A 24,354-nucleotide genomic window follows, 5' to 3' on the forward strand; every position below is an offset into this window, starting at 1 on the left:
CTCCGAACTGCTCCGGAGCGCATTTCCTGTTTTTCAACTTGTGGACTCTGCTAGTTTCTCAAGACCCAAATTCTAGTCAGACTCCATGCAAGAACGCTTACTCCAAATCGCGCAGCAGTTGGCGAATCTTTGAGCCTTGCCGTGCATCCAGGTGTGCAGGGAACGAGACCTCGACATCCGCCGTCACGCCGCCTGCCGAGCGATTCACCAAAAACACCACGCCGTCAGATGACTGGGCATTGGAAACCCGCACGTCTTCGATCTGCCCCACCAGACGCTTCGGATTGTCATCTGTCGTGTGCTGGCTCAGCAGCAAACCCACAGGTGGCTGAGCTTGCTGCAACATCTCGATGTTGGGCAGCAGGTTGCCGTCCATTTCAATCCGCAAGCTGCGCGAACTAATCTCCTTGGCAATGCCAGGATAAAACTGCCCTTCCCAATAAATCTGGGCGGCAGCATGGATTTGTTTACGGATTTCGGTGGGCATGGCGGGTTTTGGATCGCGGAAGGCCCGCAGCAAGCCCGTCGCCAAAAACGCCAGTGATTGGAACGGGCGATCGATCTCAGTCCGCTTCTGTGCGTACCATTCCTCTACGTCGGAATACAGCACCAACACCAGCGCATCATTTTGGGACTGCGACAGGTTCACAAAGTCCACTGCTACGACAACTTGGTCTTCGCTAATTGGATCGACTCGAATCACTCGCGCCTCCAAAAATGCCCGCTTACCAAAGTCGCCAATGAGTTCAATTTCAACCGCATCGGGCAGGTTCGGCCAGCTATCCAGCACAATCCGCGCCCCGTTCTCGCTGACATCCAGCGTCTTGCCAGACAGGGTTTCGTTGTTGTTGCCATAAATCACCGCACCCAGCTTGCGTTCCAGACGGTGTGCCCGACGCAACTGTGGCTGTTCGTAGGCCACCAGCAGCGCTGCTACCAGCAAGATCAGGTTAAATATGCACCAGGCGGCGTTGATAATGACTGCTTCTTTTGCTTCCGGCTGAAGCACCAGCCAGAATGGCACCGCTAGCAGTGACAACACCAGGAGCGACACCACAATCAGGGATGCTTTTGAGGATTCGTAGTCGAAGCTTCGCTTCGTCACTTTCACGCCCTTGTCGGTCACGTTGAAGCTGCCCAGCTTGGGGTTAATCAGCGCCATAAAGGTCACAATGCCATCCTGAAATGCCATCGCGTATTCAAACACTTCGTTCCAGAACGAAAAGCGAACCTCTTTGGCGGTGATGTAGTTGGCATTGAGCGCCAGAGCGATATGAGGCAGCGCATAAACCAGCGTTTCTACGCCCAGACCGCGAATCAGGTTAATGCCGAACAGCAGGTAAAGCACTGGCGACAGCGCGTACATAATGCGCGGAAACCCAAAGAAGAAGTGGGTGGTAGCAGAGGTGTAGCACAACCGCTGCGGCAGCGTTAGCTTGAGCTTGCGGTTAAACAGTGGATTTTCTAGCCGCAGGATCTGCGCCATGCCTCGTGCCCAGCGCACCTGCTGCCCTACATAGGAGGAGAACTTCTCTGGTGCCAGACCTGCAACCATAATTTTGTCGTAGTAGACCGACTCATAGCCCAGAGAGTGCAGCCGCAGTGAGGTGTGGCAGTCTTCGGTCACGGTTTCCACCGCGATGCCGCCGATCCGCAGCACGTAGTCGCGCCGAATCACTGCCGCAGAGCCGCAGAAGAAGGTGGCGTTCCAAAAGTCGTTGCCCTTTTGCACCACTTTGTAGAACAGCTCGTTGCCGACGGGGACGCGCCCCTGGGTCAACAGGTTGCGTTCAAAGGGGTCTGGGTTGTAGAACCAGTGCGGTGTTTGCACTAGCGCGACTTTGGCGTTGTAGAAGAAGCCGACCGTTTCCTGAAGAAATTGTCGTGATGGGATGTGGTCACAGTCCAAAATCAGCACCAGATCGCCTCGCGTGCGGCGCATGGCAGTGTTGATGTTGCCCGCTTTGGCGTGGTCGTTGTTGTCGCGCGTTAGCATGGTGCAGCCGATTTCTTCGCACATGCGGCGCAGCTTTTCACGGCGATCGGGGAATTTTCGCCCGTCGTCTAGCACATAGACTCGCTTTTTCTCTTCGGGATAGTCTATTGCCAGTGCCGCGAGGGCGGTTTTGCGGACGATCTCGACATCCTCGTTGTACGTAGGAATGTAGATGTCAACGTTGAACCACTGACTCTGGGGAATGCCGGACAGATCGACGGGCTGGCGATCGCGCAATTTCAGCGTTTGAAAATAGGACAGAAACAGCGTGGCGATCGCATATAGCTCCGCCATAAACAGCACGATACTGAAGGTTGCATTCAGCCAGCCATCCAGGTTGAGCGTGTAGCTGGTGCGGTAATAGAGATACCGCATCGTCGTGACAATACTCAGCCACGCTAGGAACAGATGCAGATATTCGCTCGACTGGCGCTGGGTTTGCCACTGCTCCAGCTTCACCACGGACCAGCCCAGCAAAATCAGAATTACTGCCACAATGCCCTGCTGCCAGATCTTCAGCGGTGTGACGATCAGCGGCACAGACAGCACCATCAGACCAATGACCAGCCAAAAGAGATGCGTGCTGCGTGCCTTTGGAAAAAAGCGATCAAACCAATTCGGCAGGCGCAGCAGCCACCGTGCGATCCACGGCTGCTGACGAGAGGCGGGTTCGACAGGAGCTTGAGACATAGAACTCGTCATTTTACCTCTCCTGACTTGGCAAGCCGGTTAACGTAGAGCTGAGAAATGCCATACAGCAGCAGCGAGATTAACAGCATGCCCGTTGGCAGCAGAAACCAGTTGTCCTGAATAAAGATGGAGATTCGGCTCAAGAATCCAGTTTTTTGCACCTGCTGGAGCGGTTCCTCCCGCAAGATATCGAGCTTGTAGGCATAGGGATCGTTGGGCGACGGGTTAGGCTTGTTGCGGCTGATCAGCACCGTGTCGCCATTTAACTGCGAGAACAGCGGATCGCGCTTGAAGACCTCGGCTGCATCGGTCAAGCCCTGTTCGCTTTGGCCAGTGATGGCTAGCACAGCGCGATCGCCATTATTCGGCGACACCATCAGCTTCACCACACCCTGGCCATCCGGCAAAGCCTGTACACGACTGCCGCGCCAGCCCCGCGAGAACAGGTTGCGGAGTTCAAAACCACCAGACTCCATCACTTCCGGTAATGGAAAGCGATCGCGCGTCCCAATTCCCACCAAGTTCATACCCCGCGCCTCAGCAGGCAGATTGCCGCCTGTATAAACTTGCAAGTTCACCGAAGGGGCACGACTCAGCCGACCCAGTCGCTCACTCACCGCCAGCATGGTTCGCACATCTGCATCGCGTGGCGCACTTGGCATCACAAAAGCCGTTTCCGACAAATCCTGCGGCGCAGTAAACGGATAACCAGCTTGCAGCAGCCTCAAATCGGGCATCCGGGTAAAGATGTCTCGCTTCAGGTTAAAGTCTGTATCGCCATGCAGCGTTCCCCAGAGGGACTGATCTTTAGACAGTCCACAGACCTCAGCAGAGCGCGGATTTAAGTTAAACACCACATTCAACTGCGAATCTGGCTGAATCAGCTCTGCGGGCAAATCTACATCCAGCGAATCGCGACCCCCTCTCGCAGAATTCAGCCGCTTAGAGCCAATCGTTACATCATCCAAGCGCACTTCCACCGTCGAAGTGCGTGGATCAACCTGAGCGCTATAGCTATAGTCCACCCTCATGCGGCTGCCCCGCGAAAAGCGGTCATCGGGCAGCGCCCGGAACGGAATTTCAATCGGTGGTGCATTCGTGCCATGCACCGTAATGTCTTCAAAGTTTTGTCCGCCGAGCGTGGTTAAATCACGCAGGGTAAAGCTATTGCGCGTGGGCAGATAGCCCGGCCACTCGCGGGGCGGAGGCGACGGCTCAGCGACCAGATTGGTCACGGTCAACACCTGCCCCGTACCAATCTGCGCTTCTTTGGTTTGCACCAGGAACTGCACCGCCTTTTGCACACCCGCTGCTGAATTTCCCGTTGCGACAAGAACGGGTAAACCGTTGTCTTCCAATGTGGTCAACATTAAAACGCCTGTATCGCCGGGCAGCGGCGTGTTGTTGCCGTCCAACAGCTGACCGTTGCGAATCGGCAGCGGCAGCGATAATTCTGACAGAACAGGCTGCTCTGCTGGCGTGCCCAGAATGACGACGCGATCGTTCCACTGGAGGTTATCCAAACTGCCCACCAGCCGAGTGTTGAGCGGGCGAAAGTCCACGAGTCGCCCCGCCTCAGCCTGAAAGATGGCTGCTGCATTCAGCCAGGTGTCGCTATAAGCGCGGGGCCGGAGATACGTGATCTGATTGGTATCGAGACTGAGGGTGTCAATGAAGGGGAACGGATAGCGGCTAAAATCTAGCGGCACAGACTCTAGCGCGTAGTCCAGAATGACCTTGGAATCAGGCAGAATCTCGGTCCACAGGGTTGGATCGGTGGCAACCGTACAATCTTCATTCGTTTGCTGTTCTGCCAGAATCGAAATTTCGTTGTAGTCCTGAATTAGATTAGACGGGATCTCGAAGACCACCTGACCAATCTGAGAATTGGGACGATTGAGCGGCACGCTGCCCACGCTGGTATCATTCACCCGAACCGTTAGGCTTGAGCGATCGGACAGCAGCGATGGAGAATGCTGGAACCGCAGTACGAGCTTGGCAGTTTTGACATCCCACTGACGGGGACGGTTAAACCCAAGCCGAGCCGTTGGGTACACGCCTTCCATGCGGAGGCGATTGCCCACCACCGGGCTGCGATTGAACTCAATCACATGCTGGTAGGTGGGTTCTGGCTTGGGCGCAGCGGGCGATGCGGTGGCAGCGGGCGGGTTCGCTGGCTGGGGGTTGGCGGCTGGCCGGGCTGGGCTGGCCGGGGCCGCAGGACGAGCGGCCGGGCGAGATGGCTGGCTGGGCGGCTGGGCAGGCGCGGCCCGGCGCACGGCAGGGGCAGGGCGGGGTGCAGGCTGAAAGTTTGGCGGAGAGGCTGGCCGATTGGGCAAGGACAATTCTCGGATCAGCGTATTTTCTCGCTGCTGCACGCTGGTTTGCGCGGAGGCACCGGGCAGCAGGCTCAGGCCCGCTCCTAGACCCAAGAGAATGAGCAGAATTGCCAGGGTTTGGTTTCGTTTGACACGCTTCCGGCGTGTCCGACCAGCGGGAGAGGCGTTGGGTGAGTGGTCTCGATTAAACGTAAGGAACCATTGACGCAGCGAACGAAACATAGACCTGTCTCTCTACTAGTAAAGGGGGTTTACGGGGCGGTCTAAGGCTGAAGCCAATTCACAGCCACATCAGTAGATGCAAGTAGCCCAAACCAAGCCAGATTTTGTGCGTAGTATGCAGAGTTGTTATCCCAAAAGCCGTTTTGATAAACAGGAAGAATTTTTTGCTGATAAATTTGCTCAGCAATTTGAGGGTTGGTTAATTGAAATGCCGCAAACAACATGCCGTATTGGGATGTAGATTCGTAAGGCACAAGGGGCTGACCTTGTAGGTCAATCTGTGCTGGAATCTTTTGCTGGGTTTTCCATTTGGATTCCAGCGACGGCAAGTGCTGCTGCAAGTATTCCCAGGCGGCAGGTTCGTTAAACCACTGGGCATCAATTCCAACGCGCCACCAGACCCGATATGCGTCGAATCCGTAGATGCTACGGATTGGGCTGGGTGGACGTAGGGGGATGTAGCTGCCGGTGGTGGTGTTGAGAGCGACCCAATCGCTGGGTAGCTTGGCGGAAGAAAGCTGGGAGGATTCGCGCAGGATTTTGTAGCTGCTGTCTACCAGGCTCATCCAGTTGCGATCGCCATCGACTTGGGCAAACAGGCGAAAGGCGTAGGGCGCGAGGTAGGAGGGATTGAGGTGGAGCAGGTCTGGCTGAGGCTGAAACGCTTCCTTGGGCCCTGGCAGCAGATAGCGCTGCTCGCGGGCTGGCTGAGAATTGGAGGAACGGGCGGAGTGGAGGGGGACAGCCACAGTGGAGAGAGTCCAAAGATCTCTCAGCTTTATACGCGCTAGCTGGAGATAATCCGGACGGTTCCAGCGGCGGGCTGCGAGAATGAGGGCGGTCACCGCGTCGATATCGGCATCGCTGGCGAAATTCTCGTCCAAAATCGTCCAATTGCCGTCTGCGTCTTTTCCCCACTTCCAGGCCCAGAGGTTGTCTCGGCGTTTGCCGCTGGCATCTAACCGCTGGAGGTTTTCTTCAGCCCAGTTCAGGGTTTGAGCAAAGGTTTCTGGGTCATCTATAAAGACGGCGCGGAGCATGGCGTAGGCCTGCCCCTCGGAGGTGGTGCGCTCGTCAGCTTCCCAGTCGATGACGCGGCCGTCTTGCTGGATGAATCTTTCTCGGTAGGCACTCCAACTTTCGGCGAGGAGGAGTTGCTTGGAGGCGATCGCCGCTGGAGTTGGCTCCGAAGTGTTGCCCGGTTGGGACACGACAGTTGCATCGGGTGGTGTACTTTGGGATAGCCCGGAGTTGTTGCAGCCCGCCAGGGTTGAGCCAAATACTAGCACTAGGGCGATCGCCCACGGTCTCAGGCTGGAGGCAGCGAATTGGAAGAATTGCATAGACCAGCATTCAAAGTGCGCTCTTTTCAGGAAGTCTCAGCAGAAATTTTTAGAGAGAAAATCTCAACAGGATTGAGCAAGGAAAAAATAAGACGGTTCTTTATCCATGACAATCTAAAATCATCCGCACATCCAACGAAAAATGCCGCGCCTTACTGAAGATTCATATTTGACTAAAGATTTGTATTCAGGTTGCAAATTCGCTGGGCGATCGCCATTCCCCTAACCTAGCTGCTGCGATGAAGTGTCCGAAAATGCCTTAAGATCCAGTAAAAATCCTGTGTTTATTGGGCTTGAAGGCTTTTGCCAGATAGGAGTCTTAGCCTTTGCCCAAACATTCCGAATGGGGGCAATCCTAGAGCGGTATAAATTAATGAAAAGCGCTTCGGTAAGAAGACCGAATCATAAAGACAACACCGACTATCGAGCATCGAAAGGGTCTGCTAAACAGTCGGTGTTGAGGAAGTGAGAGTTGAGGATTGGGTTACTTTTTAGACAGGTTTCCAGCCTTAGAAACGCTCCCAGTAAGGCTGAAATCCACGCTGCTGCAAGAAGCTTTCTTCGATTTGCTGGGCCTGGCGGACGAGAACTGGATTCATGCCGCCCATCTGCGCTGCTTGGGACTGCATGGCTGCAATTTGCGCCAGCGCTTCGAGCTTATTGCCCTGAGCGGCGGTTAATCCCAATAGCGCACTTTGGGCTGTCGGGTTATTGGGCTGAATGGCTAGCACCTCGCTGTAAATCATTGAGGCCGAGTTATAGCGACGCTGCTGGAATCGAACGCCGCCTAGGGCGGATAGTGCATCGATATTGCCGGGCGATCGCCGCAAAATTTCCTCATAGGCCTGGGCCGAAAGCCCCAAATTGCCCTGCTCTTGAGCAAGCTGGGCCTGCACAAAGTAAGCGCCGAGGTTGTTTGGGTCGCGGGCGATAATCTGGCGAATCTGCGCCTGAGCAAGCTGCGGATTGCGAACTGACACGACCTGGAGCTGGCGAATTCGCACCGGGATATTTTCCGGGTCTGCCTGGAGCAGCGCGTTATACAGCGGCTCTCGCTGCGGGGCGGCGGGCAGCGCTCCGGCCAGGCTGTATAATTCTGGCGGCGTATCGGTCAGCGGGCGACTGGCCAGCCACGCATTCAGCACGGCTTCGGCCTCGCCTACACCGAGGAAGCCCGCCTGATAGGCCAGGCTCGTGCGCCCCAGCACTTTGGCGTAGTCCGTCGGGTCGAGGGCGACAATCTGATCGTAAATGGTTAGTGCTTCGGCAGCGCGCCCTTGGGACTGGCGGATGCCTGCTAACCCTTGCAGCGCTCCGATGACCACGCCGCGATCGCCTGGATTGCTAACCAGAATGGACTGATAGCGCTGGGCGGCAGCTTCGGGATTGCCCTCGCGACGGTCGATTTCTGCCAGCAGCAGTTGAATGGCGAAGGGGTCTTGCTGACCCGCCGAGGTGGCAGAATAGGCCGCCAGCGCACTGCGGGCAGAGGCTAAATCTCCCCGGCGGATGTGGATTTGGGCAATGCGGAAATGCAGAAACGGCTCGTTGACCCCAGAATTTACCAAAGCCTGGTAGTAGGGCAGTAGCTCAATGCCGGGAGAATCGAGCCGAATCAGGGCTTGGGCGATCGCCTTCAGTTGTGCCGGATCAGCAGGAAGCGGCTGAAAATAGGTCTGGAGCCGCTGTTGGAAGGTTTGATTGGTAATCAGCCCGACTTGTCGTTCCAGAACTGCCACCTGCACCTGCAAGCCTACATCGGTCGGCTGCTGCTGGGCCAGTTGGCGATAAATTTCCAGGGCAAAGGCTTGTTCCGAAGGATAGCCACTCAGCACGTCTGCGATTTCTCGTGCCATGCCCACGGTCAACTGTGGCGACTGAAGCACCTCTCGATACAGGGCGATCGCCTCCTGAGCATAGGCAGGGCTGTTGCTGTAGCGGGCAATATCATTCAGTGCCCGCGCCAGGGCCAGGCGAGAATCCTGACGACCCCGCAGCGGCGTAATTACGGAAGCGGCTTGATTCACCTGGCCGTTGGCCGCATAGGCCGAAGCTAGCGCCGAGCGGATTTGAATCGTGGTGCTGTCGAGGGTGCGCGATTCGCGAGGCGATCCCTGCGGGAATCGCCGCAGTTCTGCCTCTAGCACCTCTACCGCCTGGCCCGCACTACCCGTTTCCCGCAGGGCCAGTGCATAGGCGATCGCCTGTCCACCCCGAATGGGCCGGCCCGTCGCTCGATAGCGATTAAATAAGTCCAGACTGCGCTGATATTCTCCGGCGTAGGCGTGGATTTCTGCCGCACCCAGCACTGCTTCTGGCGTTGGGTTATTTTGCAGCACAATGGCATAGTCTGCCAGCGACTCGGCAAACCGCCCCTGATAGCCCAGCAACAGCGCCCGCTGGGCCCGCGCTTCGTTGTCGTTAGGGTTGATGGTCAGCAGTCGGTTTAGCGCTTCGATGCCCTGCGCCTGCCATTCGGGACGAAATCCGCCCAGCACGCCCACCGTCAGCAGCGCCAGCCGATTGTTGGGATCAAGCTCCAGCACGCGCCGATAGGCATTGAACGCATCGGCATCGCGACCTGCCCGCCGAAGGGCGATCGCCAGACCCAACTGCGCCTCCAGCGATTGCGAATCAGAGCGGAGTACTTGCTGAAAAACGCGAATCGCCTGATCCACCAAGCCCTGGTTGAGCAGCGTATAGCCCCGACGCACTTCCGACGGAACCGCTTGGGCCAGGGCGGGTGGCGCGGTTAGCGGCAGCGTTCCCAGCAGAGAACTGCTCAACAGCGCCAGCCCAGCCAAACAACCGATTTGTGTTTGCAACTGTTTCATCAGTCTGCCAATCTGCCTCAAAATGGGGTTTTCATAATGGGGTTTCCGCCTTGGGCGATCGCCTCTACGGATTGCCTCAACAGGCGGCCTCTCATCAAAATCATGCTCTGGCCAGAATTAATCTGAACCAAAATTAATGGCTCTGGATGACTAATCTGAGGAACCTGGGCGGGCGCAGATCAACTACGCCCGTTGGATACTCCACTTCAACCGTGTAATCGAACAAGGGAGACCGAACCAAGGGGACTCAGCAAGGGTGACTTAGAAACTGCCGCGTGGCAGCACATCAAAATCAGCCCGCAGACGAACGCCAGCAACGGATTCTGAGAATTCATTGAGCTGCTGGAAGGTAAAGCCCATACGGATATTGCGGGCTACAGGCAGATCATAGAAGACCTCTAGCACATCAGGGCGGCGTGCCCCTGCACTTTGACGTAGCCCCGCGTTGGAAAGTGCCTGACCATATCCCAAACCGAGGCGATCGCCATCGCGGAACAGGTCAAACAAGTTAAACCCAAAGCTGTAGGTATCACCCGACTCATCCAGATCCCGGTTGTAATACTGACCATAGCGCCCAAACAGACCCAGATTGAGTTCAGGAATAAAGAGTTCAGCATTCACGCCATACGCACTTTCCTGATCGTCCGAGTCGATCCCAAACGTGCCGTCTCCTCGTGAAGCGCTGCCCGACTCGCGGAAGCCGTCATTTTTACCGCCGTCGATCGACGAGGTGTACGTTCCTCGCAGGATTAGATTGCCGACTCGGAACCCGATTTCGCCCGCAAAGGCATTCAGCGCGAAGTCATCAATACTCCGATCCGAGGAGAAGGTCGCAACCTTCGCTTCTAAGTTATCAGTAATGCTCCAGTTCAGCAGAAATACCGGACGGGAACCAATGGCCGCTGCCGCCAGTGCCGGGTTGGTCTGAAACACGGGATTGAAGAAGTGGGTCAGCGAGTCTTTGGCAAAGCTATTGCGGTCAAAATAGGAGGTCAAGTCCATCTGCCCTGCTACCAAGCGCAGACTGGGAATGTCCGGTAGCGATGCCGCAATGTAAAGCTCGTTCAGGTTCAGACCATCGTCATCGGTGAAGGCCTCGCCCGTCGCCAAATCCAGCGACCCCCCCACCAGAAAGTTAGGAGAAAACGGATAGATGCCGCTCAGCCGTCCCCGTGCCGAAAACTCATCGGCCTGGTAAATTGCCCCTGCTTGAAATTGCAGGACGGGTTGAGTCAGGGCTTCGCGTCGCCCTGGCAGCGACTCCTGGCCAGTCGTCGCAGGAAAGGGCTGACCCAACACAGGCGCAGTGGGAACGGGCGCAAGCTGATTCGCCGTACCCGGTGGTGCGACAGGAATCGCTTGAATCCCTGGCTGCTGAAACCCCGGTTGCTGAAAGCCAAAGCCTGGATTTTGCGTCGGCAGCGGCGCAGCCTGGATAGGCTGGGTGTTTGGCACAAAGGTAGGGGGTAAAATCTGTGCTAGCACAGGGCCCACTGGCGCTGCACCCCCGGCAGGAACGGTCTGGCTTTGGTAAGGCGGCGGCGGCAGCGGCGTAGAGGGGTTGCCGGTTCTAGAAGGCGCAGCGGGGACGCTCAGCGGCGCGAACTCTAGCGGTGGAATTGTGGGGACTGCGGCGGGCCCTTGCCAGGTCGGCATCGGCCACCCCGGAGTTTGGTACTGCATCGCACTCCCAGACATGCCCATCGGTAGGGTTGGAGCGCTGGCGCTCATGCCACTTTGGGTTGCATTGCCATAGCCATATCCGCCATAGCCATAGCTGGGCTGTCCTATGCTGGTCTGCCCCATATAGCCATAGTTGGGCTGCCCTGTAGCAACGCTGCCTGGAGCGCTGTAGGGTGTGGCATAGCCCGGAGCCATGCCGTAGCCAGGAATGCTGGGAACCCCACCGGGTGTGATGCCCATCGGGCTGGCCTGTGGCTGACCGCCGTAGCCATATCCCGGCATTCCACCGGGCATCGATAGAGCCGCGCCCTGGGGCATAGGCGGTTGAAAGACAAAGCTTGCATTTGGATTCAAAGCTTGTCCGGGAAAGGCTTGTCCAGGAAAGGCTTGTCCGGAAACCGAGACAGGTGCGTAGGGATTGGCATAGCCGATGGCCGATCCGCTAGGGTAGCCATAGCCTGCTCCTGCTACGGGCATCTGCACGACGACGGGGACAGGCGTGCCGTTGGGCAGATAGCCGATGACGGTGGCTGGATAAGTGGCTGGGCCGCCTGCAATGTTGCCCAGTCCATTACTAAAGCCGTTACCAGCGCTGGGCACAGGCTGGACTGGATAACCTGGCTGAGCTGGCATGTAGAACACGAAGGGAGCCGAGGAACTGGGGCTTTGGCCCTGGAGCAATGCACCAGCCATTCCAGACTGTGGTGTGCCGTAGGCGGTTGGGAGGGGAGAACTTGGGGTTCCAGGAACCAGTCCGGGCATTTGCCCAGTCATCTGGACAGGCATTGGAGAGATGGCAGCCGTACCGCCGACTGGAGCGCCCGGAGTGACGGGGTAAAACGTGAAGGGAGTAGAGGAACCCGCGATCGCCCCCGGAAGTCCTGAAGATAGGGTTGAAGGTGCAGCCGGAGAGATGGTTGAGGCTGACGCTGGGGGGGCAGGTTCGACAGCCGCCCCGATCCTGCTAAAACCGTTTGGGTTGATTGAGACCCCTGCGGCATGTGCCGCTGCGGATTCGGCCGCTGCGATCGCACGGGTCATTTCAGGATTTGAGCTATCTGTATTGGAATCGGCATTGGAAGCAATTGGCGCGGCAGGTGGATGATGTTGGGCGATCGCCGGACGCAGAGCCTCGGATAAATTTTTGCTAACCGTTACGGATTCAGGGGCGACACCACCGCTGGCTGAGTCAGTCGGAATCTCTGGAGTCGCGCTCTGTGCCAGAAAGTTTGAATCAGAGGGGGGCTGATCCGGCACATCAGAGGCAGATGCGGTGGCAGTGTTGGCAAGCACGAGTCCCAATCCTAGCCAGATCAGGGCAGAACTGGAGGTGGATCGGCTATTCAGCAAGATACTCTTGAGCAAACTGGTTAATATCCAAGCCATGGATCACTTCCGCATCATGATGAAGGTTTTAAGGGTTGGGGGCAACCTTTCAGCATTTTTTGCGTGGTGGGATACGCGCTGCCCTGAACGGGTGGGGGGGGGGTCTGACCGCCCGCGTACCTCACTGGCTTCAAAAACGCTGTATGTAGGTTAGATGAAGTTTGAGGCGGATTTACGTTCAAACTTTGTGGATTTCGTGCGATCGCCCAACTCATGTTTAGACTCGACTTGTACCGATCGTCAATCAAAATCTGGTTCATCGGTTAACCCATCCCGTCCACTGTACAGTGTCCCCATCGACGAATCCGGTTCAGATCCTGAAAATTGTCCATTCCTAAACATTCTCACCCCCCCTTATCGGTTCTCATGTTGTCGTTCCTACGCCAAGCTAGCCAAATCGCTCTCATTCAAGCGCAAAACCAAGCTCGAAAAATAGCCTTCAGCACTATGTCCCGAACCCTGTCCAACACAACTTGTCAAACGACGAATTTGATCTTCAAAAGACTGGTTCTCTTAGGGCTGATTTCGGTTATGACAGTTGGCTCTCTAAGCTGCTCGTCTGCCCCTGCGAACTTGCGTGGTCTGACCAACTCCGGCACCCCACTTAACTTATCTATTCGCGAAATCCAGGACGAAGGCGGTGGTACGTATACGGTTTCGGGCACGACCTCCCTGCCCAGCAAGACCAAAATCACGGTTTCTGCGGTTCGATATTTGGTCGAAGGCGCAAACCCTGAAACCAATAGCGAAACCGATATTCCCTACGCCATTCTGGATCGTCAGATTGCTGAAGTCGGACAAGGAAACTGGCAGGCGGAGCTAAACCTGTGGCAGATTGCGCCAGATGGAAAGTTTCAGGAAGCCTGGCAATTGAGCCAGCAAGATGCGAATGTGATCTTCACTCCGGATGCCAACGTGACATTTTTGGCAACCTTTGATCCGGTCAATCAACCTGAAAACTTTAAGGCAGAAGTAGAAAAGCTGGATACGTCGCTCCAGGCTGCTCTGGCACGCTTTACGCCCGACGGTGAGCTTTATCTGCAAGCGAGTCGGGTGATGGCGATCGCCCTGCCCACAGGACAAACCACCCCACCCCAACCCTCTCGACTCGCAGATGGAGTTCGTCGCAGTAAGCGCACAGCCGCCTCGCGCACCAGTCAGGCTAATGCAACCCAGGAACCCACCTCCTGGCGTAAAACCACTGCGCCGCTCAAGCCAGCCGAAATGCTGCGATAGATTGCCAACCCTGGAGTTGTTCTCATTAGACGAGTTAGGCAAGTTAGAGTTTGAATTCGGCTCTACAGCATTTTCTTGCGGGGTGAGGCACATGCTGCCCTCACGAGGCAAGGGCTTATTGACCATCCGTGCGCCTCACTAGCTTCAAAAACGCTGTAGCAGAGTTTTCTTAAGCCCTTCCTAGAAGGGACTTACCAGAAGGGAATTAAACGACAGAAACCATCTTTCCAGAGGATTGAAGCGAGAGGATTGCAGCGCTTTATAATTCCTGGAGAGATGGTTTTATTTTTTGTTTTTGTGTTGCGTTAAATGAAGTTATAAAAAGATTGCAAATAATGAAACTTTTGGGGTGAGCGATCGCCTCAAATTCACCTTTTGCGAGAGGCATATCGAGTCTTTTAGTAGTCGATTTGACAGTTTACATGAGTAGCTGAGCATACGATACGAAGTTGCTAAACTGCTTTTTAACCTGGTTTCAGATATTGTTTGAAGTACGCAATTAAGCAGTAATGTCTGTTAATTTGAAGCCCTATAAAACAAATAATATCTGACCCAAAATCTGACCCAAACAAAACAAGTAAATAGAGGTTTTCCTATGCCGAAGACGTTATTTAAGATAGATTTGACCAAGCCAATGAACGAGCAAGAATTGCCTGGGCACAATCGCTGGCATCCAGAAATTCCCGCCGTCGTGTCTGTCAATCCGGGGGATATCTTTCGGATTGAATGTAAGGACTGGACCGATGGGCAAATCAAGAACAACGACAGTCCTGATGATATCCGCGATGTGGATTTGACCGTGGTGCATGTCCTCAGCGGGCCAATCTGGGTCAATGGGGCCCAGCCAGGCGATATTCTTGTGGTTGACCTGCTAGACATTGGGGCTTTGCAAGGGGACGAATGGGGCTTTACAGGTATTTTTGATAAGAAAAATGGGGGTGGCTTTTTAACCGATCATTTCCCAAATCCTGCGAAAGCAATTTGGGATTTTCAAGGCATTTACACTACCTCAAGACATATTCCAGGGGTGCGGTTTGCAGGCATTATTCACCCTGGACTGATCGGCTGCGCTCCCTCTCACGAACTGCTTAAAACCTGGAACCAGCGCGAAGCCGAACTGGTACAGACTGCGCCCGATTTGCGAACCTACGGAGCGGGGCTTTCAGGCGATGCACCCGTCCTGGCTGCCTTGCCGAACCCGACGAACGCCATTCTGGGTACGCTTCCTGCGTCTGAGTATGGGCGAGTTGCGGCCGAAGCGGCGCGAACCGTGCCACCGCGAGAACATGGAGGCAACTGCGACATCAAAAATCTCTCAAAGGGAACTCGTATCTACTTCCCGGTTTACGTCGAAGGCGCAAAGCTTTCGATGGGCGATATTCACTTCTCCCAAGGGGATGGAGAAATTTCGTTCTGCGGTGCGATCGAAATGTCGGGCTATATCGATCTGCATGTGGACATTATCAAGGGCGGCATGGAGAAATATGGCATGGTGAATCCTATCTTTAAGCCGGGCCCTGTTGAACCTAGATATTCGGAATACCTGGTTTTTGAGGGAATTTCGGTCGATGAATTCACGGGCAAGCAATATTACATGGATGTCCACATTGCGTATCGGCGGGCCTGTTTGAATGCGATTGAGTATTTGAAGAAGTTTGGCTATACGGGCGAACAGGCTTATCTATTGCTCAGTTGCGCCCCGGTGGAAGGGCGGGTGAGCGGCATTGTAGATATTCCAAATGCCTGCGCGACGCTGGCGATTCCGACAGAAATTTTTGACCAGAATATCTTACCTGTTTAGCGATCGCCCCTTTTGTCCTACTGCCTCGCCCCGCTACCTTTTTTAGGTATCGCATTTTAGGTATCGCAGAGAAGGAGCTAAAGGTAAAAACTGAAAGTATGAACCAAAATTGCAGGATGCAGAACAACTATGCCGTTATACGAATTTCGCTGTCCGGAGTGTGGCATTTTTGATCAGTGGCGATCGCTCGATGAGCGCAACCTCCCTGCTGAATGTCCCACCTGTCAGCAGCCAGCCCAGCGCATTTTCTCGCCGCCGGCCATCCTGTCAGGCTCTCTCCGCCTCAAGCAGGAAGCGAAGGAACCCAAACTGATTCAGCGCACAGAAGAGCGATCGCCCCCAGGGGTCAAAAATCACACCGGGGGTCGCCCGTGGATGATTAGCCATTAGGATGATGCTGATTCCGCTTTCAGTTCATCTTCCCGATCCTGCTGCGGATGGAAATAATCGTAAATCTGCTGCGCCATTTTGGGGCCGATGCCGGGAACTTCGGTGATTTGTTGGGCAGTGGCTTCGCGCAGATAGTCGATCGAGCGGAAGTGGGCCAGAAGCTGCTTTTGACGGTGATGCCCCCAGACCCGGATATCCTCCAGGCGAGAGCGCCTCATGCGATCGCTCCGCTGCTGTCGGTGGAAGCTGACGGCAAAGCGGTGTGCCTCATCGCGCAGTCGCCGCAAAAGCTGCACCCCCGGCTGCTCGGCCTCCGTCGTCAGCGGTAGGGATTCCCCCGGCAGAAAAATCTCTTCGCGCTGCTTGGCCAGGCTAACCACCTTCACGTCTTCTAGCAGATTCATTTCTCGCAGCACGGCAACCACCGCCGAAAGCTGCCCCTTGCCGCCGTCGATCATCACCAGGTCAGGAAAATCGGGATTGCCCACCCGCTGCACATTCGGGTCTTGGGCATAGCGGCGGAAGCGGCGCTGAATCACCTCTGCCATGCTGGCGAAGTCGTCGGAATGCCCCGATTTCACAGTGGGATTTTTGATCTTGTAGCGGCGATAGTGCTGCTTGGCGGGCATTCCGTCCACAAACACCACCTGCGACGCGACCGCATCTGACCCCTGAATGTGGGAAATGTCGTAGCCCTCGATGCGGTGGGGCAGGTCGGGCAGGTCGAGGATTTCCGCCAGGTCGAGCATGGCCTGATTATTGCGATCGGCAAAGCGCTGGGTGCGGGCCAGCTCATAGCCCGCGTTGCGCTCCACCATATCGATCAGGTCGGCTTTGGTCTGGCGCTGCGGCAGGAAAATGTGAACCTTGCGCCCGCGCCGCTGGGTGAGAAACTCCGCCAGAATGTCGCCGTCGGGCAGCTCGTGCTGCACCAAAATTTCCGCCGGAATCTCGATCGCCTCAACGGTTTGATAATGTTCCTCTAGCACCCGCTGCAAGATGGCTCCCGGCGTGCCCGACTGGGCATCCGCCACAAAGCCCAGCCGCCCCACCAGCCGCCCCGCGCGAATTTGAAAAAGCTGAATACAGGCGTGGTGTTCGTCGGCTGCTAGGGCGATCGCATCTCGTGACACCGTATCATCCGGCGACTGCACCTTCTGGTCTGCCCCCAGCGACTGAATCCCGCGAATCTGGTCGCGCAGCCGCGCCGCATACTCAAAGTTCAGATCCTCGGCCGCTTTTTCCATTGCCGTTGTCAGGATCGCTTCCAACTCCTGCGTCCGCCCCTGAAAGATCATCGCCACCTTTTGCAGCGTCTTGCGATAGTCTTCCGGGCTGATCAGCCGCTGGCACACGCCAGGACAGCGCCCAATGTCATAGTTCAGGCAGGGGCGGTCTTTAAATAGCGGCTGGGGACGCTGGCGCAGCGGAAACACGCGCTTCACCAGATTTAGCGTGCGCCGCAGCAGTCCCACGTCCACATAGGGGCCGTAGTAACGATCCTTGCTGTTGAGCTTGCGCTTACGGGTGATAAAGATGCGCGGATACTCCTCGCTCCAGGTGATACAGAGAAACGGATACTTCTTGTCATCCTTCAGCAGCACGTTGAAATGGGGCTGGTGCTGCTTGATCAGATTGGCCTCTAGCGCCAGCGCTTCGGCTTCGGTATCTGTGACGATGAACTCAATTTCCACCACCTGTTTGGTCATGCAGGCGATTCGATATTCTCGGTAGGGGTCTTCCCGAAAATAGGACCGCACGCGGCTCCGCAGGCTTTTGGACTTGCCGATGTAGATAATGTTATCGGCGGCATCGCGCATAAAGTAGACCCCTGGCTCTTGAGGAATTTCCTTGAGCCGCGCCTCTAGGCGATCGGGATCTTTGAGTAGGGGCGTGAGGTGGGGCGATGAGGACACGCGGGAAAGGGGGGTTAGAGATGGGGCGGGTTGATTTTGGATTTTAGATTGACTAGATTGACGATTTTGGATTGCCAATCCGAGGCGCTGTCAGCTTTCCAGCTATTCCATGATATTAGGGACAGAGGTTAGAAGTTGCGCGTCGAGACTCAGAGCGTCGAGACTAGGCGATGTGTACTGCTGTATGTACTACTATTTTAGGTATTTTAGGCGGCTGTACAGTCTGCTGGGCGATCGCAGTTATTGAAACAGGAAGAGGCGCTGGGCGGCGCGGGTGACGGCGACATAGAGGAGCTGGTTGCGTTCGCGGATATTTCGGTTGATCAGGGCGTTGGGCACGTCTACGAATACGTTTTGGAACGTAGATCCCTGGGACTTGTGAATCGTCAGGCAGTAGGCATAGTGGACATCGGCAAAGGCGCTTTTGAGCTGCCAAAACTCGCTCCAGCGCTTGTCTTGGGCGTAGGCGTTAAGCAGGCGAGTGTATTGCCCCTGGCTGAGTTCGTGGAGGACGCTGAGGCTGCGGTTTTTGCCATCGTCCGTTAGGACATGCAGCCGCCAAACGTGCCAGTCGCCCTCGTCGGCCTCGTCTACTGACAGCACTTCGCACTCGCTGGAGGTTTGCAGAATTACGGCATCGCCGACGATGTAAGGGGTGTTGGCGACGAGGCGATCGCCCTTCACAAAGCGCGGCGTTTTGTCTCCGTGGATGGCGCGGCGGATCTTGTGGTTTAGCTCCCGGACGCGCTGGTTGGTGTAGGCGAGGGCGCGGACGTAATCGGGGTCTGCTTGATAGGACTCGCTCTGGAAGGCGCGGATCAGTAGGCGTTCCCAGTCCATGCGGCGGGTGACGATCACGCCTTCGGTGCGATCGCCATTCGCATCCGTTTCAAACGCGGGCAGGTCTCGCCGGGTGAGATTATTGCGGATGGATTCGGCCAGGAGGGCGATCGCCCCGCCATAGCGCACCACTTCGGTCAGATCCGAGCGGTGGTGAATCTGGCTGAAGACCAGGGATTCCGGCTCGCCAATCGGCGGCAGTTGGGCGATATCGCCGACGAATAGAATCTGCGTTTGGCTGAGGAGGCTGTTGACGGCGTTGGTGAGCAGTCCCCACATTTCTGCGTTGATCATCGAGGCTTCGTCCACCACGACGAGGTGATAGCGATCAAAGTGGTTTTCGCTGTCGCGGTCGGGTCTGAAGACTTGCTTTCCTGAAACCGAGTCGATTTCTGGCCGCAGCCCCAGCAGCTTGCAGCAGGTCATACAGTCGATTTCGAGCTGCCACTCGTCGGCCATGCGTTCCAGAACTTTGGTGGCTTTGTTGCTAAAGGCAGTGAACACGATACGGCGGCGATCGCCCTTGTCGCGCAGGCGGCGGATCAGCGCTTGCAGCAGCGTGGTTTTGCCTGTGCCCGCGTAGCCCGTCAGCAGATACAGTTTTTCGCTGCTCTGGGCAAATTTCTCTAGCTCTCGCAGGGCTTTGCGCTGCGGACGGCTGAGCCGGATTCCGGGCAGCGAGTTGGCGATGTCCTTATCCTTGGAAGAGGGAGTAGGGGTCATGGCGAGTGCCCCCGACGACCAAGGTCAGTGATCAGGGTTTTGTCCCAAACGAGGCGGGTGAGGTCGGTGTCCAGCTTGGACTCCCGATAGATACGATGGGCCGCAGATCCTACCGTGGCCAGCGCGAGGGCGATCGCCGGCGTGGCCACCGGAATCCACACCTGCTGCCCAAACAGCCAAACGCTGCTGCCGATGAGAATGCCGATTGCCGCCACGCCGCCAGCCCCCAGCCTGGCCGGATGTCGCAGAAACCAGCCTAGCCCGCTGCCCACTCCAACCCAGCCGATGATCCACAGTCCCTCTGCCCAGTCTGGCCAATAGCCTATGAGCCGTCGCCCGTCTTGCACAAGGCTCAAGAGCTGGCTGGTGATTTGGGCATGAATAACCACGCCCGGCATCTGGTGCTCGGTTTGCTGGCCGGCGCTGAAGGGTGTGTAGTACAGATCCTTACCGCTGGGCGCAGTCGTGCCAATTAGCACGATGCGATCACGCACCCGATCCCTTGACACGCGCCCATTTAGCACATCGGCAAAGGATACGACAGGGGCAGGCGCAGCGGGCGATCGATAGCGCAATAAAAGCTGATAGCCGCCCGCATCTAGCCGCTGATAGCCGCCCGCAGTCGATTCGAGCGGAGGTAGCGGAGTTTCCCCCAGTTCAGTGATGCCAGGATGGGCAGGGCTGGTGCGGAGACCAACATTTTCACTTGCCAGATATTTTTGCGCCAGCCGCATGGCAAAGGAATGAAACTCGCCGCCAAAAATTAGCCCCCGCCGCACGACTCTATCGGCATCCACTAGCAAATCGCTAAAGCCCACCTGCACAGACGGCACGCCAGGCGGCGGCGGAATTTGGGGGGTGGTGACGCTGCCCAACTGCATAAAGGTGATGACATTGGGCGATCGCAGTTCTTCCAAAAGCGCTGCTCGACCCGGTTCCTGGGGCAGGTCGCGCCATAGCCCCAGCCCAATGACCCGTGGCCCTGCCTGTTGCAGAGTTTGCAATACCTTGGCCACGTCAGCATCCGACGGCGTAGCCCGCTCCAGCGCTTGCAAATCTGCCTCAGCAATGCCCACGATGAGCAGACGATCGTCTGGCGGCAGGGCAGGTTGCAACCGGGTCATCTGGTCGTAGGCGAGGCGCTCTAGGGGTTCCGTCCAGCCGAGGTGTTTTAGCCCCAGAGATAGGGCAGCGGCGGTAGCCGTGGCGATCGCCAGTCCCCGCCAGCCCATCCGCAGGCGATCGCGCCAAGACAGCGGCGGCAAGGACTGCGTGCGATGGGCAACCCCAGGCGGCAGCAGCGATGTGGGTGTGTCAATCAAATCGGTGGGCAGGTCTGCCAGTTGCGCTAGGGCGTGCTGAACCTCTGCCGCCGACTGATAGCGTTGGCTAAAGTCATAGCGCACCAGGTGGTCGAGAATCAGCTTCAAACCGGGGCTAATCTCTGTTGCCTGGTGCTGCCAAAGGATATCTAGGGTTTCCGGGTCTTCTGGTAATTGCGATGGCAAGCAGCCCGTCACGGCTTGCACTACGGTCATTCCTAGGGCATAGAGGTCGCTGCAATAGCGGGGCCGCCCCATGAGCTGCTCGCTGGGCGTGTAGCCCTGGGTGCCAATGCCCACGGTCATCTCGGTTTGTCCAGAAATACCCGTCAGCCGCGTCTGAATTTCCTTGACTGCGCCAAAATCAATCAGCACCAGCTTGCCATCAGCTTTGCGGCGGATTAGGTTGGCGGGCTTGATGTCGCGGTGGATGACCTGATTTTGATGGACGAAGCTCAGCACGTTCAGCACGTCTTGCAAGAGAGCGATCGCCTCGGGTTCCGAAAACCGTTGTCTCTCCCCCAACTCTTCGCTTAGTGCGTGTCCTTCGATGAATTCTTGCACCAGATAAAACTCTTCGCCCTCCTGAAACGAGTCGTAGAGTTCGGGAATCTGGTCGTGCTGCCCCAGGCGACGCAGCGTTTCCACCTCCGTATCAAACAGGCGACGCGCCACCACCAGCAGGTGCAAATCTTGGCTGACGGGCTTGAACTGCTTGACCACGCATCGGCGCGGCTGCTGCTCATCTTCGGCCAGGTAGGTTTGGCCAAAGCCACCTGCCCCCAAAATGGTAATAATGCGATAACGCCCGCCAAGCACAGTCCCCAGCATGGACAATTCGTCGCTCAGTGCTCAATAGATGTAATGATTCTGACACACATCCCTGATACAAAGGTTCGATTCGGATCTCCGATCTGTCTCCTCAACCTGCTCCCTCGATTTGCACCTACAAAGCACCTATAAAGCACCTATGATGACCAGTATGAGGATCAGGATTACTGGCACGACAAAACTTTTAGGCGTAATTGGGCATCCCGTGTCTCACTCGCTGTCGCCCGTGATGCACAACGCCGCGATCGCCCATCTCGGTGTGGATTATGTATACCTGCCGTTGCCCGTTGCGCCAGAAGACCTGCCCCAGGCGATCGCCGGGTTTGCCGCCATCGGGCTGCGCGGCTTCAACGTCACCCTTCCCCACAAGCAGGCTGTTATGCCGTTTCTGAATCATATTTCAGAGATTGCCCAAGCCGTGGGCGCGGTGAACACAATCTGGCGCACAGACACGGGCTGGGCCGGCACGAACACCGACGTGGAGGGGTTCCTGTCGCCGCTGCTAACCCTGCCCCCAGAGCGATCGCCCGACTGGAGCCAGAGCGCAGCGGTGATTTTGGGAAACGGCGGCTCGGCGCGGGCCGTCGTCGCGGGCTGTGCCCAACTGGGCCTGGCGCAAATCCACGTCGTCGGGCGCGACCTAGACAAGCTCAAAGCCTTTCAGCAAAGCTGGCGAAACTCGCCGATTGCCGCGCTCTCGGTGCATCTCTGGGAGGATTTGCCGAAGCTCCTCCCTAGGGCAACTCTGCTGGTCAACACCACGCCCATTGGGATGCACCCCCATACTCAGGCTTCGCCGCTGGGCGCAGAGCCAGGGCTGACGATGAAATCGGGGATGAAATCGGGGGCGATCGCCTACGACCTGATCTATACCCCAAACCCCACTCGCTTTTTGCAGCAGGCCACCGCCCTTGGCGCAATGCCCATCAGCGGTCTGGAAATGCTGGTGCAGCAGGGAGCCGCCGCCCTGCGTCTGTGGCTAGGGCAGGAGGTTCCGGTCGAGGTCATGCGGCAGGCGTTGATTGAGCAGTTGAGGGGCTAAGGGAAAAGGTGGCTGGGTTGGCAGGGTTCATGCTCAGGTCAGCCCGCGCCTATCGTTGCATGATCTGCTCCACAAAATTGGTGTAAACGCGCCCGTCTGCAAAATCCTGCGTTTCCAGAATCCGCTGGTGGAAGCCGATGGTGGTGGGCAGTCCGGTAATGGCAAACTCGCGCAGGGCCCGCTTCATGCGGCGGATGGCGGTGGGGCGATCGCTCCCCCACACGATCAGCTTGCCAATGAGCGAGTCGTAGTAGGGCGGAATTTCGTAGTCGGTGTAGACGTGAGAATCGATACGGACACCGTTGCCGCCGGGGGGCAGGTAGCCGCTGATGCGTCCAGGGGCGGGGCGAAAGTTTTGGTCTGGGTCTTCGGCGTTGATGCGGCACTCGATGGCGTGGCCGCGCAGTTGCACTTGCTCCTGGGTGAGTTGGAGGCGATCGCCCTGGGCCACGCGAATTTGTTCGGCAATCAAGTCCGTCCCGGTGATCATCTCCGTGACGGGATGCTCAACCTGGATGCGCGTATTCATTTCCATGAAATAAAACTGACCGGACGAGTCCAGCAGAAACTCAATCGTGCCTGCGCCGAGGTAGTTGATTGCCTGGGCCACGCGCACTGCCGCCGAACCCATTTTTTCCCGCAGTTCCGGCGTGAGGGCCGGGCTGGGGGCTTCTTCCAGCAGCTTTTGGTGGCGACGCTGAATCGAGCAGTCGCGTTCGCCCAGGTGGATCACGTTGCCATAGCCGTCAGCGAGAATCTGAAACTCGATGTGTCGCGGCCGCTCAATAAATTTCTCTAGATATACGCCAGGGTTGCCGAAGGCAGCCTCTGCTTCGCCCTGGGCCGCCAGGAAAGACTTGATCAGATCTTCCTCGCTGCGAACCAGGCGCATTCCCCGTCCACCGCCGCCCGCTGTTGCTTTGATGATGACGGGATAGCCAATTTTGCGGGCGATCGCCATCGCTTCTTTTTCATCCGTCAGCAGCCCATCGCTCCCTGGCACGGTGGGCACACCGATCCGCTGCATCGTTTCCTTGGCCGTAGACTTGTCGCCCATTGCCCGCATTGCCGAGGGAGACGGCCCAATAAAGGCGATCTGGTGATCGGCGCAAATCTCCGCAAAGCGAGCATTCTCCGCCAAAAAGCCATAGCCCGGATGAATCGCGCTGACGTTGCGGGTCAGCGCCGCCGCAATGATATTGGGAATGTTCAGGTAGCTCTTGCTGCTGGGCGGTTCGCCAATGCACACCGCCTCGTCTGCAAGCTGTACGTGCAGCGCGTTGCGGTCGATCGTGGAATGCACCGCCACGGTGGCAATGCCCATTTCTTCACAAGTCCGCAAAATGCGGAGGGCAATTTCGCCACGGTTGGCAATCAGAATCTTTTCAAAACGCATCTCGTAAGGCCCGGCGCAAGGAATCAACGGCCAGGGATTGACTAGCCAGTGTTTTGAATTTTACGCCGAATCGGGGCCCAGGGTTTAGGGATGGGGTTCAGGGTCGGTTTCAGGAGTTAGAACGAGGTCGGGCGATCGCCCCAAATTGGCAAAAAACAGCGTTACTTCTAGCTGTACAAGTCCTGGCTGTGCAAAAACCATGTTGTAAAAAACAATCGGGTCAATCCTTTTGGCCAGAACGCTCGGCTTCAGTGCGAACGCTCCAACCCAAAAGACTCACCCGATTTGTCGGGATGCCGCATGAGAACCCCAAATGAGTCCCCAAGTTGCAATCCCTAAATTTGAATCTCTGATCCTCTGATCC

At 56.7% G+C, this 24,354-nt stretch carries 13 protein-coding genes; 4 read left to right on the top strand and 9 right to left on the bottom strand.

Translation table 11 applies throughout. The features are described from left to right. Positions 1 to 97 precede the first annotated feature (97 nt). The 5 genes from bcsA to O77CONTIG1_RS04705 all read right to left on the bottom strand — a co-directional run bounded on the left by bcsA (position 98) and on the right by O77CONTIG1_RS04705 (position 12,493). Positions 98 to 2,686 carry a UDP-forming cellulose synthase catalytic subunit gene (gene bcsA, locus O77CONTIG1_RS04685; RefSeq protein ID WP_172799635.1) on the bottom strand — a complete coding sequence of 863 codons (2,589 nt, stop codon included), beginning with the start codon at positions 2,684 to 2,686 and terminating at the stop codon, positions 98 to 100. An 8-nt stretch (positions 2,687 to 2,694) separates the two neighbouring features. Beyond that, positions 2,695 to 5,247 (bottom strand): cellulose biosynthesis cyclic di-GMP-binding regulatory protein BcsB, encoded by a 2,553-nt coding sequence (locus tag O77CONTIG1_RS04690; protein ID WP_068508480.1) that lies wholly within the window; start codon positions 5,245 to 5,247, stop codon positions 2,695 to 2,697. Positions 5,248 to 5,288: 41 nt separating this feature from the next. Continuing rightward, complete coding sequence (locus tag O77CONTIG1_RS04695; protein ID WP_068508483.1) at positions 5,289 to 6,590, bottom strand: glycosyl hydrolase family 8; 1,302 nt, start codon at positions 6,588 to 6,590, stop codon at positions 5,289 to 5,291. Between the two features lie 509 nt (positions 6,591 to 7,099). Further along, complete coding sequence (locus O77CONTIG1_RS04700) at positions 7,100 to 9,424, bottom strand: tetratricopeptide repeat protein (RefSeq protein WP_068508485.1); 2,325 nt, start codon at positions 9,422 to 9,424, stop codon at positions 7,100 to 7,102. A 261-nt stretch (positions 9,425 to 9,685) separates the two neighbouring features. Beyond that, positions 9,686 to 12,493 (bottom strand): hypothetical protein, encoded by a 2,808-nt coding sequence (locus O77CONTIG1_RS04705; protein WP_156434937.1) that lies wholly within the window; start codon positions 12,491 to 12,493, stop codon positions 9,686 to 9,688. A gap of 531 nt (positions 12,494 to 13,024) precedes the next feature. Between O77CONTIG1_RS04705 and O77CONTIG1_RS04715 the strand changes: the two genes are divergently transcribed. The 3 genes from O77CONTIG1_RS04715 (at position 13,025) to O77CONTIG1_RS04725 (ending at position 15,920) form a co-directional block, all read left to right on the top strand. Further along, positions 13,025 to 13,729, top strand: coding sequence for a hypothetical protein (locus O77CONTIG1_RS04715; RefSeq protein ID WP_156434939.1), 705 nt, complete (start codon positions 13,025 to 13,027; stop codon positions 13,727 to 13,729). A gap of 595 nt (positions 13,730 to 14,324) precedes the next feature. Further along, positions 14,325 to 15,530, top strand: coding sequence for a formamidase (gene fmdA, locus O77CONTIG1_RS04720; protein WP_068508493.1), 1,206 nt, complete (start codon positions 14,325 to 14,327; stop codon positions 15,528 to 15,530). Between the two features lie 129 nt (positions 15,531 to 15,659). Beyond that, a complete protein-coding gene (locus O77CONTIG1_RS04725) occupies positions 15,660 to 15,920 on the top strand; it encodes an FmdB family zinc ribbon protein (protein WP_068508494.1) in 261 nt (86 codons plus the stop codon). On the opposite strand, the gene uvrC is transcribed toward O77CONTIG1_RS04725, so the two are convergent. The 3 genes from uvrC to O77CONTIG1_RS04740 form a co-directional block, all read right to left on the bottom strand. Continuing rightward, positions 15,917 to 17,836 carry an excinuclease ABC subunit UvrC gene (uvrC, locus tag O77CONTIG1_RS04730; protein ID WP_068508498.1) on the bottom strand — a complete coding sequence of 640 codons (1,920 nt, stop codon included), beginning with the start codon at positions 17,834 to 17,836 and terminating at the stop codon, positions 15,917 to 15,919. The two genes, O77CONTIG1_RS04725 and uvrC, sit on opposite strands and share 4 nt — an antisense overlap. Positions 17,837 to 18,076: 240 nt before the next feature. After that, on the bottom strand, positions 18,077 to 19,399 hold the full coding sequence (locus tag O77CONTIG1_RS04735; protein ID WP_068508499.1) for an ATP-dependent RecD-like DNA helicase: 1,323 nt from the start codon (positions 19,397 to 19,399) through the stop codon (positions 18,077 to 18,079). Further along, complete coding sequence (locus O77CONTIG1_RS04740; RefSeq protein ID WP_068508501.1) at positions 19,396 to 21,552, bottom strand: CHASE2 domain-containing protein; 2,157 nt, start codon at positions 21,550 to 21,552, stop codon at positions 19,396 to 19,398. Before O77CONTIG1_RS04740 ends, O77CONTIG1_RS04735 begins: the two co-directional genes overlap by 4 nt. Before the next feature lie 151 nt (positions 21,553 to 21,703). Between O77CONTIG1_RS04740 and O77CONTIG1_RS04745 the strand changes: the two genes are divergently transcribed. Then, positions 21,704 to 22,594 carry a shikimate dehydrogenase gene (locus O77CONTIG1_RS04745; protein WP_068516024.1) on the top strand — a complete coding sequence of 297 codons (891 nt, stop codon included), beginning with the start codon at positions 21,704 to 21,706 and terminating at the stop codon, positions 22,592 to 22,594. A 49-nt stretch (positions 22,595 to 22,643) separates the two neighbouring features. Here O77CONTIG1_RS04745 and accC read toward each other — a convergent pair whose 3' ends face one another. After that, positions 22,644 to 23,990 (bottom strand): acetyl-CoA carboxylase biotin carboxylase subunit, encoded by a 1,347-nt coding sequence (gene accC, locus O77CONTIG1_RS04750; RefSeq protein WP_068508503.1) that lies wholly within the window; start codon positions 23,988 to 23,990, stop codon positions 22,644 to 22,646. Positions 23,991 to 24,354: the final 364 nt, after the last annotated feature.

The sequence above is a fragment of the Leptolyngbya sp. O-77 genome (genome assembly GCF_001548395.1).
In the GTDB taxonomy this organism is placed as follows: Bacteria; Cyanobacteriota; Cyanobacteriia; order Elainellales; family Elainellaceae; genus Thermoleptolyngbya.